The following is a 15,042-nucleotide window of genomic DNA, read 5'->3' on the forward strand; positions in this document are numbered from 1 at the left end:
CGCAAGGTGCGGATCAATTCCGATGCCATGCACATCGAAGCGGTCACACAGATCGCGGATGCAGTCTTCCACGGCGCGGAAGTCCACCACGTTCCCCGGTGTCGGTTCAATGTGGCCTTTGACCTGCCTTGGAAATCTTCCTCCAGTTTGAAGTAGAGTCCGGCCCATCAGAGGACGGACGACATGAAGCGCAGCAGGTTCAGTGAAGAACAAATCATCGGCATCCTGAAGGAGCAGGAGGCCGGGGCGGGGACGGCGGATGTGTGCCGCCGGCACGGCATTTCGAGCGCCACTTTCTACAAATGGAAGGCCAAGTATGGCGGCCTGGAGGTGTCGGAGGCGCGGCGGCTGAAGGCGCTTGAGGATGAGACCCGAAGGGCAGCGCAGCAAACGCCCGGCTGAAGAAGCTGCTGGCGGAATCCATGCTGAACGAGGCCGCGCTCCGCGATCTTCTGGGAAAAAAATGGTAGGGCCCGCCGCCAAGCGGGAAGCTGTCGCCCATCTGCGGAATGCTTTCGAGATGAGCGAGCGTCGGGCCTGCTCGGTCATCGCAGCGGATCGCACCATGATCCGCTACCGCTCGATCCGGCCGGACGACAGTGCCTTGCGCGACCGCCTGCGCGGGCTTGCCCAGGAGCGTCGCCGGTTCGGCTATCGACGGCTGTTCATCCTGCTGCGGCGCGACGGGGAGTCGTCAGGGATCACCCGCATCTACCGGCTTTACCGCGAGGAAGGGCTGGCGGTGCGCAAGCGCCGCACTCGGCGCAAGGCCGGCTTGATCGGCGAAGCCCGCGCAGCCGATCCTGGTGGAGGCCAAGCCCAACGCCCGCTGGTCGCTGGATTTCGTCCATAGACCAGTTGGACAACGGGCGGCGCTTCCGCGTGCTCAACATCGTCGACGACGTGACTCACGCGGGAGTGCCTGGCTTCGGTGCCCGACACCTCGATCTCGGGCGTACGGGTGGTCCGCGAGCTGACGGCGCTGGTGGCCCGGTGCGGCAAGCCGGAGATGATCGTGTCCGACAACGGCACCGAGTTGACCAGCAACGCCGTGCTGAAATGGGCGCAGGACCACTGCATGCAATGGCACTACATCGCCCCCGGCAGGCCCATGCAGAACGGATTCGTCGAGAGCTTCAACGGCCGCATGCGCGACGAACTGCTCAACGAAACGGTGTTCACCAGCATGGCCCAGGCCCGCGCCGTCATCGCCACCTGGGTCGCCGACTACAACACGACCAGGCCGCACTCGGCCCTGGGCTACCAGACACCGGCGGCCCACGCTGCCAAACTCAAAGCAATGGGGCCGGCCTCTCCGCCCCTCCGGGGCTCCGAGCCCGGCCCCATTGCTCAGACCGCGCCACACGGCGTAACTTCGCCCAAGGCTCTACTTACGGCCGGATGAAACTTCCAAGGCAGGTCATCCGTCGCATCCGCATTGGCGCTTTTCCCTGCGGGGATCAAATCTGAAATCTCACTTGCGATAGATTGGAGACACACCTTCCCCCCCCTGAGGGGGAAAAGGCGTGTTCGATTTCTTGCGATGAGTTGTCGAGGATGCAGCGGCGGATAGATGGAAGGATGCGACCCGATTTCCTTCCCGATCCCGCCCACCTTTTGCCTTGTCGGGCAAGTCGCGGTCAATCACACAGACCGAGCATTCCATAGCCTGTGTGATCTAGCTGTTGTGGTTTTTCACAGAGCAGCACTTTGTACCAGATGATTTGAGCCAACTGGGTTTTCGATCCGGCATCACCGGACGTGACCTAATTTCCGACCCATGATCGGGGGTTTCGACTCCTACCTGCAATCGTTGTCTACTGCCCCGTTGCTGTCATAACCCTTGTCGGCCAGCAGGGTGGAGCCATCGCTCAAGGCTCCATCAAGCAATGCCTCTGCCTCGACGCTGTCGTGGACTTGGCCTGCGGTCAGACGCAAGGTGACGGGACGACCTTCCGCATCGACGAGCGCGTGGATCTTGCTGGTGAGCCCCCCACGGGAACGTCCCATGCTGCCATCGTCGAGAGCCCCTTTTTTCCCGTGGCCCCGTGTTGGTGAACGCGGACACAGGTCGAGTCGATCATGATGATGTCGCCATCGTAAGCCTTGGAGATTTCCTCCAGAAGCCGGTCCCAGACGCCCGCCTTGCGCCAGCGGACGAACCGGTTGTAGCAGGTGGTCGATGGGCCGTAGCGCTCGGGAACTTCCGCCCAAGGCGAGCCCGTGCGGAACCGCCACAGGATACCGTTCAGGACCCGACGGTCATCAACCCGAGGCACGCCGCGAGGCTTGTTCGGAAGCAAGGGCTCGATGATCGACCATTCGTGATCCGTCAACTCGTACCGCCGCCGTGCCATCAATGCCCTCCGTGCCAGAGGGAATCGTTGAATCACGACGCGCGACGAAGGGGAAGCCTGTTTATGAGTTTACGGCCTAGTACATAAGCGTCAAGAAATTAAGGACACCGCCCCCAAATGAGGGATGACGATCCGGCGCAGGATCACGCCGTGGTGTGTAACCAGGTGAATGGTTTTAGACGGGTGTCGAGTGAGATACGGCGGGATGCCATGCGACACCGTGAGACGGGAAACCCAAGGAAAACTGCCGGGTGACCACCGTTGAATGACGGATTTCAAGGACCAGAACCCGGAAGGGGATTTTAGACAGCGCCGACAGCGAAAGCGGACAATCGGCGAACGGTTTTAGACAAGCCGGGAAGAGAATGCCTTTCCGGGCGTATGGCGAGCTTGCCACCAACAGCAGGCCGCCGGAAACGGTCGCCATTGCCGGGCGCAAGGCGTCCAAGACGGCCTGAAGCGGACCAGCACCAGCGACAGCGGCATCGCGGCCTGAATATTCGATAAACGGATATTCACCATGGCCGCGATCACTGCCGTTGCGCCTCGGTTGGCAAAGTTGCTGCCGCTGCTGTCCTCCGACAATCCGGGGGAACTGACGGCAACCGCGACTGCAATCGGGCGCATGGCATGACCCGCATCGACGCTCACTCCCGGCCTGGGCTTCGCCCTTTTGGCAGTATCCTTGCGGAACTGCTCTACCGCATTGCCGTCCGGGCACTGCATTTCCATTGGAGGCGAGCGGAAGATCGCACCCTCAGCCAGACCGACCGAGCGCAGGCCCTCCGCGAGGCCGATGGCATCATTGCCACCTGTCGCCGCTACGGGCTTCTTCCTCCTGACGGAAACCCGTGAGCATGTTCGAATCGGTCCGCACCCCGCCCCACAACTTCGAGGCCGAACAGGCGCTGCTGGGCGCCATCCTGCTGTCCAACCGCGCCTACGAGCGGGTTTCCGAGTTCCTGCAGCCCGACCATTTCGCCGATCCGGTTCATGACCTAGCCGACTGGCTTCGTGGTATCGCCATCGGTGGGCCACGCAAGGCGCATTGAGCAATGGGGGGGGCGGAGGAGGTGCCGCCCCCCCGATGCCGCCATAAGGCCGGGATCGTCCGTTGTTCAGATTGGTGTCGGTCGGTATATTGGTGTCCAAGCCTCGCGTGGGCTCCCTCCCCGGCATTTTGGCGTCGGGCCTGGTCAAACCACGCGAGGCTTCGCTCGTTGTGGCGGTACGCTTCCGTTCCTGCGGCACCCTGGAAATACACCTCCCCCATATCCTTGACGCCGGCCAGCATTTGGCGAATGCTGATGAATGAAGGGTGGCTGCCCAAGGCAGCCGATGACGGTGAGCCGTAAGGGGAACCCGAGGTATTGGGGGCCACCCTTCTATCTTCCAGCACGACATCGTAGACATCGAACTGGCCGGGATCGAACCGCAGCCCCTTTCCCACCATCACGTCGGCCTTCTGACGGCGATAGATCCAGTCGAGCAGACCCACCAGGGTGATTGCGGTCCGAACCAAGATATCGGCCGTCATCGCGCATCGCTCCCCGCCCCGCCCTTGCATGGGGTCTGTTTCGCAAGATCACGATTCAGGGACCGTTGCCGAATGGCCTCCTTCTCGCCCTTGCCCATGGCTTCCTCCGGGTGCAGGGGCATGGACGCGGCCATCCCGCTGATCAGCGAAGCCACGCTTTCCCCTCTGGCCATGGCGTCCCGCGTGTCTCTCCGCTACCATTCGCTACCCCTTGGACATGCAGGGAACCGGCCGGGCCGGAAGGCTGCGCGGATGGTCTGATATTGACCGCGCGTCCGACGTGCGGACTTCCAAGCTTCGATAAAGATGGCTCTGCAGTCGAGGGTCATTGGCGGAAGCTCATTGGTGTGTTTGTCACCGTACGCAGAAACAATTGCACCAATCTTTGGTTTGCGTCAACCCCTATACGGTGATATTTTCACCACATAGGCATACGGAGGCACCATGACCCCTGAGCAATCCCGTGCCGCCCGGGGTATCCTTGGGTGGAGCGTGCGCGACCTGGCGGAGAAGGCCGAAGTCGGCGTGAACACGGTGAGCCGCTTCGAGAACAGCGGCGAGGCGATGCATAGCACCGTGACCAAGATGCAGGCAGCGTTGGAGGCCGGGGGGGTCGCATTCATCACCAGCGGAACGTACCAAGGGGATGGTGGGCCTGGTGTCCGGCAGAAGAAGCTGCCGAATGAATGAGATTGCAGGAGCAATGAAATGACTGACCTTGAGCCTGTGGTCCTTCAAGAGGATGAAAAGACAGGAGACCGTTTCCTCGTTTATGGAACAGACAAGGGCCTCCGTATCGACGTCAGATATGAGGGTGAAACGCTTTGGATGACCCAAGCACAGATCGCCGATCTGTTTGGTGTGACACGCCAGAGCGTCAACGGGCATCTGAACAATATTTACGAAGAGGGGGAACTTGAACGGGAGGCAACCTGCAAGGAAATTTTGCAGGTTCGTACCGAGGGTGGGCGCGAGGTCAGCCGCAAAACCCTGATTAATAACCTAGACGCCATCATCGCCGTCGGCTACCGCATTTCCTCCAAGCAGGCGACCCTTTTCCGCCGGTGGGCAACCGAAAAGCTGGTGCAATTCGCCACCAAGGGATTCGTGGTTGATTCGGTTCGCCTCAAGCAGCCCGAGAACACGGATCGTGTTGCCGAACTGCGCGAAATCATCCGGGACATCCGGGCCGACGAGGCCAATGTCTATCATGAGCTTCGTCGCATCTGTGCCATGTGCCAGGACTACGATGGCTCCTCGGAGGAGTGGCACGAGTTTTATCGGAACACCCAGGCCAAGCTCATGTATGCCGTGACGATGCACACTCCGGCCGAAATCATCAAATCGCGCGCCGACGCGACTGCACCGGATATGGGCCTGACGACCAGGCCAAACGACAACATCCGTAAGCAGGATGTCGCCGTATCCAAGAATTATCTGGCCGATGCTGAAATCAAGGAACTGAACCGCCTGACCACCATCCTCCTCGACATTTTCGAAGACCAGCTCGACATCGGGCGTCTGGTTGTCATGGCGGACGCAAAGAAACTTCTCGACCAACAGCTCAAGTCGCTCAACCGTGTTGTTCTCACGGGGGGCGGGCACGTGAAAATGACAGATGCGAAGAAGCGGGCGGAAAAACAGTACGAAATCTACAGCGCCAATCGGAAGGCCGAGCGTCAGAAGGACGCTGATCGGGTTATTTCTGAATTGAGGCAGACGGATAAGGCTTTGCCAAAGCCGAGGCGACCGAAGCTGTAGCTCCCATTTCGCCTCGGCCCATCAATTCACCGCCACCTCCAGCCCAGTCTCGATCACCAGATACAGAACACCAATCAGGGTCGGGCCCAGCACAAGCCACAACAATGCCCGTCCTCGGCGTCGGCGCGAGCGAAGATCGGCGGACCATTGGCGGAAGGCAGCCCAGGGCCACAGCAGGGCCACCATCAGAATTGTCGGCGTGGATCTGGTATAGGTTGGCCGGTTGGAGCCATCGCTCAAGGCTCCATCAAGCAATGCCTCTGCCTCGACGCTGTCGTGGACTTGGCCTGCGGTCAGACGCAAGGTGATGGGACGACCTTCCGCATCGACGAGCGCGTGGATCTTGCTGGTGAGGCCCCCACGGGAACGTCCCATGCCGCCATTGTCGAGAGCCCCTTTTTTCCCGTGCCCCCGTGCTGGTGAACGCGGACACAGGTCGAGTCGATCATGATGATGTCACCATCGTAAGCCTTGGAGATTTCCTCCAGAAGCTGGTCCCAGGGGCGCCGCCGTCATGGCTGGCGGCGGTGCAGCGGGCGGCGCGACGGCGGGCACCGGCCCGGCCGGGTCGTCGGCTGGCGGCCAGCAACACGTCGTCGTCGAATTGATCCTGCCGGCCGGTATGCGCGCCGAGATGCGCGGCACGTCTCCCGGCGTGGCGGTGATGGTCGCGCTATCAGGCGGCCCAGGGGCTGACCAGCTACGGCGCCGACTGGCCCGTCATCGCCCCCACGACGACCATGCGGGCGCAGTCCGCCGCCAATCAGGGCGCCATGGTAGCGCTGGTGCGCGGACTGGCCACGGTAGAAGCCGCCAGGGCCTCGGCGGATATCCCCTTCGTGGTCTATGACGACGCCGTGGCCGTACGCGACCAGGTCGCCGCTGGTCTGGACCAACGCATGATGACCGCGCCCGATGCTACCTATCAGGCCCTGTCCACCTTGCGGGCGGCCAGTGTCCGCGACATCACCACGCGGGGCGCTGACTTGTCGCGCCTGTCTGACATCACCAACGACGCCGACACCCCGGCCCTGGTCCTGGCCCATCGCCTGTGGGGCGATGCCGCGAAGGACACCGTCGTGCTGGAACGTAACCCGACAATCCGCCATCCCGGTTTCATCCCCGGCGGCATGATCCTGAGGGTGCCGACCAATGGCTGATCCGGAAAACCGCGTCACCCTGTGGGTGGATGGCCAGCAACATGAGGGGTGGTCAACCGCCGCCGTGGCGTTGAACCTGGACCACATCGCCGGTGACTTCAGCCTGACCCTGACCGAGGAATATCTGGCGGGCGGTCAACTGCGGCGCCAGCCGGTAAGGGCCGGGCAGGCGTGCCGGTTGCACGACCTGCGCCGCACGGCAGCTACGCGCATGGCCGAACTCGGAGTTCCGGTCGAGCATATCGCCCGCGTGCTGAACCACGCCCCGCGAGGCGTTACGGCTACGGTGTACGACAAGCACACATACGTGCCGGAAAAACGGCGGGCACTGGATACCTGGGCGAACTACCTGGAAAGTCTGGTAACGCCCCAGGACGGCGAGAGCAACATTGTGCCGCTCAGGGGATAGGGGGCCGATCAGGAATAGCCCGGTTCTTCAGACATGAGCCGGGCTATATCTCGCGCTCCATGAAGGACGCGAACAACGGTTATGCCGAAGCTATCGGGCTGGTAAAAAATGACATAATTGCCAAGAGGAAAGCTACGAATGCCCGCCCCATAATCTTCATGCTCCCGCCCAATAAGGGGAGCGGAAGCGATGGTTTGGCATTTTTCCTTTATGCTGGCAACAAAGCTCACCGACACCGGCTTGTTATGCTTTGCTATATGGGCGCCAATCTTGGCAATATCGCTGATTGCTGGCTTCGAATAGGTGACGCGAGGCATAGCTACTCGGCAGCCTCGTCATCCATCAACCGTGCAATTTCGGCGTATGCCTCGTCCTCGTCGTAGACCTCGCCTGCCGCGATGGCCGCAAGACCTTCCTGAATTTTGGCGCGGGTCTCCAAAAAGTCGGCGGCATCCTCAACCGAAAGTTTTTGGATATGGACGGCATACACAGCCCCGGCCTCGCTGCCTTTGAGCGCGGCGGAAAGCTCGGGAGGCAGCTTGTCCCCCTGCATCGCCAATGTCGCGCTGTTCCGCATGCCAAAAGCCTCCTCGCATTGCTCCGAACATCTTACACGGAGCGAGCCACCGATTTCCACACCCCCATTTGAGCGGGCCACAGCGGCATATATCCGGAAGGGAATGCCTCCCTGATACGCCAATAAAATATATCATACAACATTACGTGCAAAAAATTGTCAACAAAACCAACTTTCATTTGGCCGCGCAATTGGCATCGCAAACCCAATATTAATAAACGCATTACATAACGCACATTATATAATGCGCCCTATTTCCAGACAAATCATTGTGCAAATATTTTTTTGACATCATAACTATTATTAATAATATATAAAGCAACATATATCTTAAAATTACGACCATGACTGCAAATAAAATCACTCTCAAATTAGTGGCAACATCAATATTTATTGCAATTGGAATCGCCATCATTTTGTTCTCAATAATTGGGCGTTGGCCCAGAAATTCTCCAAACAACACAACGTTCAATTGCGCATCAATTAAGCCCAAAAACGCATTTTTAAGGGCATGAGCAGCGTCACGTAAAAATCAACCCCGGCAGACGATAAACTCGGCCTATCCCTGCTATTTTGTGTGCGCACCGGGATACGGATACGATGGAGCCACTTGCGTGCCAGCTAAAGAATGCAGGAAGTGACTTCTTGAGATTACCATATGAACAGGAAAGACGCTTCAGACATGGTCGTGCATGAATTTATGAGCAACAACGGTTCGGGATGGGGTAGCGCAGCCAGAAAACTGCAACTGAAGCCATACGAATTGCAATTCATCCATGACGTGGCTATGAGGTTACTATCAGCGGAAAGAAGCAGATGCGCTCTGCGCAAAATGATGGCGAGTTCCAAGCCTGCCGGAATGGAAAACGATGTGCAGAACCATATCTTGAGAATTGTGCGCCGACGAAATGGTCAAACTACGAAATAATATCATTGTTCAAACACTAAAGCTGCCGCCAGCATGATTTATAGATAGATACAATCTATCATACACAGCCCAATCAAATCAGTCCGCATACTGAAGCTCAGATTCATATTCAGAATCATCTTCGTACAATTTAACCATATTCAGAAATTACGTCATGTTCACTTGAGATGTTTCAGACAAAACAAGTAGATTTAGCATCAGATTGATCAAAAATTAATTAAATTGCACTGTTACGCTATTAAAATCAATACCAGTCAACTGACTTATCTTCCCAGCATAAGCGGGATCACTTTGCAATAGATGCATTGTATTTACAATTGCCTCGTCGCGGCTATCAATCCTTGACTGCGTTCCTCGGGATATATCGATAGCAAGGGAGATGGCATCACTTAGCTGCCCCAGGAGAGGAACAGTATCGGATAAGAGGTTGATTGCTGAGGCTACAGCAGCCAATTTATCAGCCCTTTCGTTCGACGTTGACGCAGCAACTGCGGAATTTATTGCATCACTTAGGTCTCTAATTTTTAGGGTATCTGTTCCGGCGTTATCTGCGACCCCATTTCCAACAGCCTCGATAATCGCATCACGAAATTTTCCAACAATTAAATTCTTAATAGCGTCTGTTGCTGAGGCCGAAAAAGCATCAAGGACCTTGAGTTGGGCCGACTCATCGATTTTATGGAATGTGTCTAAAGCTTCATTTATTGAATTTGAAACTATAAGGGAGTTTACGATATTTGTCATATCGCGCTGCTGCGAATCAGATAACTTTACCGTATCACCAGTTACAATTGTGTCTAGATATCTATTTGCGTTAACAACAGCCTCCTCGCGCTGAACCCTATCCTTTGCCTCCTTAAGTTTTTCTGAGTCATTTATCTTTCCAATAATATTCTGATTATTCCCGTCGCGCCCTAGCGCTGGGCCATTATTTTCGCCGCTCGTTGTCCCATTTCCAGACGTTTCCTTGCCGGTTTGGTTGCCAAAGAGGTTCTCACCAAGGACAGGGAAGGGGTTAGGCCGTAAACTCATAAACAGGCTTCCCCTTCGTCGCGCGTCGTGATTCAACGATTCCCTCTGGCACGGAGGGCATTGATGGCACGGCGGCGGTACGAGTTGACGGATCACGAATGGTCGATCATCGAGCCCTTGCTTCCGAACAAGCCTCGCGGCGTGCCTCGGGTTGATGACCGTCGGGTCCTGAACGGTATCCTGTGGCGGTTCCGCACGGGCTCGCCTTGGGCGGAAGTTCCCGAGCGCTACGGCCCATCGACCACCTGCTACAACCGGTTCGTCCGCTGGCGCAAGGCGGGCGTCTGGGACCGGCTTCTGGAGGAAATCTCCAAGGCTTACGATGGCGACATCATCATGATCGACTCGACCTGTGTCCGCGTTCACCAACACGGGGCCACGGGAAAAAAGGGGCTCTCGACGATGGCAGCATGGGACGTTCCCGTGGGGGGCTCACCAGCAAAATCCACGCGCTCGTCGATGCGGAAGGCCGTCCCGTCACCCTGCGCCTGACCGCCGGGCAGGTCCACGACAGCGTCGAGGCCGAAGCCTTGCTCGATGGAGCCTTGGGCGACGGCTCAACCCTGCTGGCCGACAAGGGCTATGACAGCAACGCCATTCGGGCCTTGGCCGAGAAGAACAAGACCTGGGCCAACATCCCGGTCAGGTCCAACCGCAAGGGCACCTTCGCCTTTTCCGCCTGGGTCTATCGCCAGCGCAATCTGGTCGAACGCTTCTTCAACAAGATCAAACACTTCCGGGGGATCGCCACCCGCTATGACAAAGACCCACGGAATTTCCTCGCCGCCGTAAAGCTCGTCGCCCTGCGCATTTGGTGCGCCGCGTAATGAGTCTACGGCCTAGCACCGAAGCCCTTCTTGCTTTCTATTTCTCGCTTGCCCGCATCAGTTACACAGCGGCAACAACATCCGTTCAATGGCAAGCCATTGATGCACTGAGAAGGGACATCTGGGGCGAGATCGCCCGAAGGACTCGCACTTGATGAAATGTGGCCGACCGGCCAACCTGACAGAAAATAAGACGAACACTGCTTTACACGTCTTGGCCGCGCATCAAGAGCGGCCATAACCTCCGTCCAATAACGTCGGAGGTCATGATGGTTTCCCTGAAGTTCTGTGATGTCCAACCGAAAAAGGCAATCGATGCCCGACGCCGTTTGCCGCAGGAGATCATCCTCGACGCCATCACCCACCAGATCAGCCTGCTGAAAGACCCGGCTTTTGTCGTGGAACGAGTGCGCTACCAGAAGACGGACGGGGGCTATAAGCGTGCCGCCGTTGCCAAACCGCCGAGGAAGTGGTGGTGGAAAGGCGATAATGGGAACTGGTACATCCAGATTCATCTGGGAACCAAGGTCGTTTCCCTGGAGCCGGGCAAGCCAACTCTGCTGTGCGGGACTACCGAAAAGGGTGCCGTTGCGGTGCTGGAGCAGGTCGCCTGTATGATTCGCGATGGCAAGTTCGCGGATGCTATTGCAGCCACCCATGCCCAGATGCAACGGAAGAAGGGCTAGAACGCACGATGGCGGGGATCAGTTCCCCGCCATCGTCGCCAACCCTCCATCATGCTCCGAGGCCACTGTCATCTAGAAACTTCGCGAGGGCTACCGGGGGCGGCGTCACATTCGCAAGGATTTCCACTGTCTCATGGTCCACATTGTGGACAATCAGAACGGAAACGCCAAAGTGGTCACCGGCGCTATTCGGATGCGCAGACTCCGGCGGCAGGCGCCCTTCAGACACCTTGACCACAGCCCATACGGGAAGCTTCTCGATTCGCCGGAGCAGGTTTACACGCTGCTGAAGCGGCTGGGCCATTTCCGCAGCCCGAACCGCTTTCACCTTCGCGTCAGCGATCAACGCTTGCTGCTGGGTGGTGAGTTTGGTTTGTTCAACCTGAGCCTTCTGCTCGGCTTCCGTTTCGATACGGCTCAAATCCTTGTTCGCCTGGGTGGCGCTCTGACTGGCCAACTCGTATTCATGTACCGCAGCAGCCAGCTTGGCCGAGACTGATGCCCGGTGCATCGGTTGCTCGACACCAGGGGCATGCCTATCGACTCGCTCACCCCCGTGACTCTGTTGGCAAGCGATTGCAGGCGGATTAACGGTGTTCGGCTTTGGTGCGTCGGACGGCTTTGCGGGGCCATCCTCGCCGTCAAGGATGCGAACATTCCCTTCGGCATCGAGTTTGGCATACAGGCCACGCAAACCACCATTTTCCTTGAAGTGGCGGACCACCTTCTCCGGATCGCTCATTTTCTGCCGTGCAAGGTGCATAACGACGCGGGCGAACTCGGACACACGGTTTTTAAGCGTAGTGCAGTCTTCTCCTTCGAAAATGAATTCACGGGTCAAGATCGTCGGAACGGGAAGCTTGCAGTTTTCCTCGGGCCATTTAACTCCGCGCGCCGTGAGATCGGCTCGGATGAGCGTCTCATCGTTTCCGAAGGTCAGCATGTACGCGGCACAGCGAGCAGCTTGACGGAAACGGCCATTGGACATTTAATTTTCTCATCGACAACATCAATCAAAGCGACGCCATAGTACGGGGATATTATTATGAATGACGGAACCTCCGCCTTATCTCTAATACCCACGGACGGCTGTCTATAGCCGATCTGCCCCTCAAGGGCGGAGAGATGCTCATCGAGGAATGCCCCAATTTCCTGAGCAGCGACGTTGCGATCAAGCGCGAGCGACCCGGCGACGTATTCCATGATCCATCTCTCAACCAAAGAGATGTCCCTGTTATTGCGATCTTAACGTGATGTCAAGTCAGTCTGACACGCCATGAAATGCTTTACCGGGTGACCCAGGAGACAGAGGATAATAGCCGCGCTGGACGACCGTGTGGCGCCAAGCCAACCTACTTCTCGCTTGCACCGCACGCGCAGGGCACCCACGCCGGTTCTGATCAGAGCGCATTCTCATTTTCTTGAGACAGGAGACATTTGCCCCCATAGGCTTCGCCCCCGCCCGAAGACAGCAAAGCCCGCTCCGATGATCGGGCGGGCTCTCTGGCGGTCGAATGTGGGTAACAGACTGGGGTACAGGCATGGGTAACACGAGCATGTGCTCGTGACCTAAGTGCCTGATTTTATTGGAAAAATCGGCGCTGGCGTCCCCACGGGGATTCGAACCCCGGTTACCGCCGTGAGAGGGGGACTAAACGTGACTTTCCGGACGCCGGCGAACGCTAGCGAATAATTTAAAATCAATGAGTTAGTGTATATTTGTCCTTGTGAGATCGGCACCGTTCGGGTACATAATTGTGGGAAATTTGTGGGAAGCTCGCAATGGCCCGTACCGTCCGCAACGCCAAGATTGACACTCGCTCCGCCCGCTCCAAACTGCCGACAGGGAAGACCATCCATTGGACCACGATCGCCCCCGGTTGCGCCCTCGGCTATCGCAAGGGGGCAAAGGGCGGGATGTGGATCGCAAAGTTCGTGAAGGAGGGCTTTCGCCGCGAGGTCTCGCTCGGCCCCGCTGATGATGTGATGGACGCCGATGGCCTCACCGCTCTCGACTATGTCCATGCCCAAACCAAAGCGCGTGAATGGTTTTCCTCGTCGGCCATGGAGGCCGTCGGCGAGAGGACCATGACACCCGGCAAGGCCACGATCACGGTGGTGATGCAGGATTATGTTTCCGAATACAAAAGAAAGGGCGGCAAATCCCTGAAGGAGTTGGAAAGTCGGATCAATGCCTTCATCCTCCCCAAATTGGGGGATGTGACGCTCGAAAAGCTGACGACAAAGCGCCTGCGCGATTGGCACGCCGAGGTCGCTGCCACACCGCCTCGCCTTCGCACGAGAAAGGGGGATGACCAGAAATACCGAGACACCTCCGAGGATCATGACGCCCTTCGGCGTCGGCAAGCCACCGCCAACCGCACGCTGACCGCCCTAAAGGCGGCGCTGAATTACGCTTTTCATGAAGGGAAAATCCAGTCCGATATCGCGTGGCGTCGGGTCAAGCCGTTTCGAGAGGCCGATTCGGCAAAAATCCGCTATCTGAAGCCCGATGAATGCGTCCGCTTGGTCAATGCCTGCGGTGAATCCTTCCGCCCCCTCGTCCAGGCCGCATTACTGACTGGGTGCCGCTATGGGGAATTGACGGCTCTGCGCTGCTCCGACTTTGACGAAACCGCCCAGACCATTGCCATTCGTGCCAGCAAAGGAGGTAAGCCCCGGCATGTCGTTCTCGGTGACGACGGCGCTGCGTTCTTTACCGATCACATTGTTGGACGCGCCAGCAACGCTTTGGTCTTCGCCCGGCCAGATGGGACGGCCTGGGGGAAGTCACATCAGTTCCGCCCATTGGCCGACGCCTGCGAAGCCGCCAATATCGTGCCTCCCGCCAATTTTCACATCCTGCGCCACACCTATGCCAGCCATCTGGTCCAGGCCGGAGCCCACCTCTCGGTTATTGCCGCCAACCTGGGGCATGCCGACACCCGGATGACCGAAAAGCACTATGCCCATCTGGCTCCGTCCCACATCGCCACGGCCATCCGGGCAGCTCTACCGAAGTTGGGGATCGTTCAACCCCGAACGGTGGTGGCGCTGAAGCGGGCATAGGAAGTGCGCTTTTCCTTTCCGGTGAAGGGCAGTCGCATCACGGGTTCATCAGTCAGGAGGAAGTGGTTGCGGGGTTTGTGACGAGGGAGCGGTGAGGGCTTATTGCTCTTTCTGGCGAATTGAAATGCAAGATTTAGCCTACGGAGGCGCCCGCATCGGCAGGCTCATAATCTCCCTCGGAAACGGTTTTCTCCTCGACGTCGTAATCAGTCATCAGAATCCCACCTCGGCCAAGGACGTGACCACGTCGAAATTGGCGCCGATCACTTCGAAGTGGCGGCGTCCACAATGGATTTTCTGGTTTTCCTTGGTGCGACGCTCCTCGCTGTCGAGCGTACTCTTGGTTTCCCGCACGAAATAGAGGCGTTCATCCCGTTCGGTGACAAAGGCCCAATCGGGATTGTACTGGCCGATGGGGGTGTCGATCTTGAACCAGCGCGGCAGCTTGAGCAGCTTCGCCAGACGGAAGCGACGATTGTGGCCCTGGAGCGATGGCCCAAGCGGGTCGGCAAATGGAGGTTGTCGCTGCCCCAGGTGGTAGAGGATCGGGCGGTGGAATGGCAAGCCGCTTCAGGCCGGGTAACCACCACGGGCGCGGAGTTGTCATGTAAACGGAAGGGTTGATTTCAAGGCACTCGGTGCGAAGACCAGATCCTGTAAGCGTGGAGACGGCCAGCCAGTCAGAGGATTGCCAAAATA

At 58.0% G+C, this 15,042-nt stretch carries 13 protein-coding genes and 5 pseudogenes; 9 read left to right on the plus strand and 9 right to left on the minus strand.

Annotation, left to right across the window (positions count from 1 at the left end):
• Positions 1-183 precede the first annotated feature (183 nt).
• Positions 184-1,405 (plus strand): annotated as a pseudogene (locus CP958_RS06925) (IS3 family transposase).
• A gap of 422 nt (positions 1,406-1,827) precedes the next feature.
• Here the strand turns inward: CP958_RS06925 and CP958_RS06930 are convergent.
• Positions 1,828-2,357 (minus strand): annotated as a pseudogene (locus CP958_RS06930) (IS5 family transposase); the annotation flags it as partial.
• A 345-nt stretch (positions 2,358-2,702) separates the two neighbouring features.
• The gene (locus CP958_RS26290; RefSeq protein WP_170958872.1) at positions 2,703-3,008 is read right to left on the minus strand and encodes a hypothetical protein; all 306 of its coding nucleotides are present in this window, start codon (positions 3,006-3,008) and stop codon (positions 2,703-2,705) included.
• A gap of 206 nt (positions 3,009-3,214) precedes the next feature.
• Here CP958_RS26290 and CP958_RS06940 point away from each other — a divergent pair.
• The 3 genes and pseudogenes from CP958_RS06940 to rhuM form a co-directional block, all read left to right on the plus strand.
• Positions 3,215-3,352 (plus strand): annotated as a pseudogene (locus CP958_RS06940) (DnaB-like helicase N-terminal domain-containing protein); the annotation flags it as partial.
• Between the two features lie 986 nt (positions 3,353-4,338).
• Positions 4,339-4,584, plus strand: coding sequence for a helix-turn-helix transcriptional regulator (locus tag CP958_RS06945; RefSeq protein ID WP_096701262.1), 246 nt, complete (start codon positions 4,339-4,341; stop codon positions 4,582-4,584).
• Between the two features lie 18 nt (positions 4,585-4,602).
• Positions 4,603-5,655 carry a RhuM family protein gene (gene rhuM / locus CP958_RS06950; protein ID WP_096701263.1) on the plus strand — a complete coding sequence of 351 codons (1,053 nt, stop codon included), beginning with the start codon at positions 4,603-4,605 and terminating at the stop codon, positions 5,653-5,655.
• A gap of 246 nt (positions 5,656-5,901) precedes the next feature.
• Here the strand turns inward: rhuM and CP958_RS06955 are convergent.
• Positions 5,902-6,155, minus strand: a pseudogene (locus CP958_RS06955) (transposase); the annotation flags it as partial.
• 240 nt (positions 6,156-6,395) lie between these two features.
• Between CP958_RS06955 and CP958_RS06960 the strand changes: the two are divergent.
• Together CP958_RS06960 and CP958_RS06965 are read left to right on the plus strand one after the other, a co-directional pair.
• Complete coding sequence (locus tag CP958_RS06960; protein WP_096700875.1) at positions 6,396-6,815, plus strand: hypothetical protein; 420 nt, start codon at positions 6,396-6,398, stop codon at positions 6,813-6,815.
• Positions 6,808-7,224: a phage baseplate assembly protein gene (locus CP958_RS06965; RefSeq protein WP_096700876.1), complete on the plus strand. Its 417-nt coding sequence runs from the start codon at positions 6,808-6,810 to the stop codon at positions 7,222-7,224. Before CP958_RS06960 ends, CP958_RS06965 begins: the two co-directional genes overlap by 8 nt.
• An 8-nt stretch (positions 7,225-7,232) precedes the next feature.
• Here CP958_RS06965 and CP958_RS06970 read toward each other — a convergent pair whose 3' ends face one another.
• From CP958_RS06970 to CP958_RS25825, 3 genes are all read right to left on the minus strand, one after another.
• The gene (locus tag CP958_RS06970; protein ID WP_096700877.1) at positions 7,233-7,541 is read right to left on the minus strand and encodes a type II toxin-antitoxin system RelE/ParE family toxin; all 309 of its coding nucleotides are present in this window, start codon (positions 7,539-7,541) and stop codon (positions 7,233-7,235) included.
• 2 nt (positions 7,542-7,543) lie between these two features.
• Positions 7,544-7,801: a hypothetical protein gene (locus CP958_RS06975; RefSeq protein WP_096700878.1), complete on the minus strand. Its 258-nt coding sequence runs from the start codon at positions 7,799-7,801 to the stop codon at positions 7,544-7,546.
• 1,141 nt (positions 7,802-8,942) lie between these two features.
• Positions 8,943-9,761, minus strand: coding sequence for a hypothetical protein (locus tag CP958_RS25825; RefSeq protein ID WP_141400414.1), 819 nt, complete (start codon positions 9,759-9,761; stop codon positions 8,943-8,945).
• 63 nt (positions 9,762-9,824) lie between these two features.
• Between CP958_RS25825 and CP958_RS06980 the strand changes: the two are divergent.
• Positions 9,825-10,588: pseudogene (locus CP958_RS06980) on the plus strand (IS5 family transposase).
• 266 nt (positions 10,589-10,854) lie between these two features.
• A complete protein-coding gene (locus tag CP958_RS06985) occupies positions 10,855-11,274 on the plus strand; it encodes a DUF6641 family protein (RefSeq protein WP_096701264.1) in 420 nt (139 codons plus the stop codon).
• A gap of 49 nt (positions 11,275-11,323) precedes the next feature.
• On the opposite strand, the gene CP958_RS06990 is transcribed toward CP958_RS06985, so the two are convergent.
• Entirely contained in the window at positions 11,324-12,262 is a 939-nt protein-coding gene (locus tag CP958_RS06990) for a hypothetical protein (protein WP_170958873.1), read from the minus strand.
• On the minus strand, positions 12,211-12,477 hold the full coding sequence (locus tag CP958_RS06995) for a hypothetical protein (protein WP_096701266.1): 267 nt from the start codon (positions 12,475-12,477) through the stop codon (positions 12,211-12,213). Before CP958_RS06995 ends, CP958_RS06990 begins: the two co-directional genes overlap by 52 nt.
• A gap of 579 nt (positions 12,478-13,056) precedes the next feature.
• Here CP958_RS06995 and CP958_RS07000 point away from each other — a divergent pair.
• Positions 13,057-14,343, plus strand: coding sequence for a site-specific integrase (locus CP958_RS07000; RefSeq protein WP_096701267.1), 1,287 nt, complete (start codon positions 13,057-13,059; stop codon positions 14,341-14,343).
• A gap of 213 nt (positions 14,344-14,556) precedes the next feature.
• Here CP958_RS07000 and CP958_RS07005 read toward each other — a convergent pair whose 3' ends face one another.
• Positions 14,557-14,907, minus strand: a complete 351-nt coding sequence (locus tag CP958_RS07005) for a hypothetical protein (RefSeq protein WP_197706375.1) — start codon at positions 14,905-14,907, stop codon at positions 14,557-14,559.
• Positions 14,908-15,042: the final 135 nt, after the last annotated feature.

The organism is Magnetospirillum sp. 15-1 (assembly GCF_900184795.1).
Taxonomy (GTDB): domain Bacteria; phylum Pseudomonadota; class Alphaproteobacteria; order Rhodospirillales; family Magnetospirillaceae; genus Phaeospirillum.

Coding starts and splice junctions, on each gene's coding strand:
- CP958_RS06945 (WP_096701262.1), top strand. CDS start 4,339: ATGACCCCTGAGCAATCCCGTGCCGCCCGGGGTATCCTTGGGTGGAGC.
- rhuM (WP_096701263.1), top strand. CDS start 4,603: ATGACTGACCTTGAGCCTGTGGTCCTTCAAGAGGATGAAAAGACAGGA.
- CP958_RS06960 (WP_096700875.1), top strand. CDS start 6,396: ATGCGGGCGCAGTCCGCCGCCAATCAGGGCGCCATGGTAGCGCTGGTG.
- CP958_RS06965 (WP_096700876.1), top strand. CDS start 6,808: ATGGCTGATCCGGAAAACCGCGTCACCCTGTGGGTGGATGGCCAGCAA.
- CP958_RS06970 (WP_096700877.1), bottom strand. CDS start 7,541: ATGCCTCGCGTCACCTATTCGAAGCCAGCAATCAGCGATATTGCCAAG.
- CP958_RS06975 (WP_096700878.1), bottom strand. CDS start 7,801: ATGCGGAACAGCGCGACATTGGCGATGCAGGGGGACAAGCTGCCTCCC.
- CP958_RS25825 (WP_141400414.1), bottom strand. CDS start 9,761: ATGAGTTTACGGCCTAACCCCTTCCCTGTCCTTGGTGAGAACCTCTTT.
- CP958_RS06985 (WP_096701264.1), top strand. CDS start 10,855: ATGATGGTTTCCCTGAAGTTCTGTGATGTCCAACCGAAAAAGGCAATC.
- CP958_RS06990 (WP_170958873.1), bottom strand. CDS start 12,262: ATGTCCAATGGCCGTTTCCGTCAAGCTGCTCGCTGTGCCGCGTACATG.
- CP958_RS06995 (WP_096701266.1), bottom strand. CDS start 12,477: ATGGAATACGTCGCCGGGTCGCTCGCGCTTGATCGCAACGTCGCTGCT.
- CP958_RS07000 (WP_096701267.1), top strand. CDS start 13,057: ATGGCCCGTACCGTCCGCAACGCCAAGATTGACACTCGCTCCGCCCGC.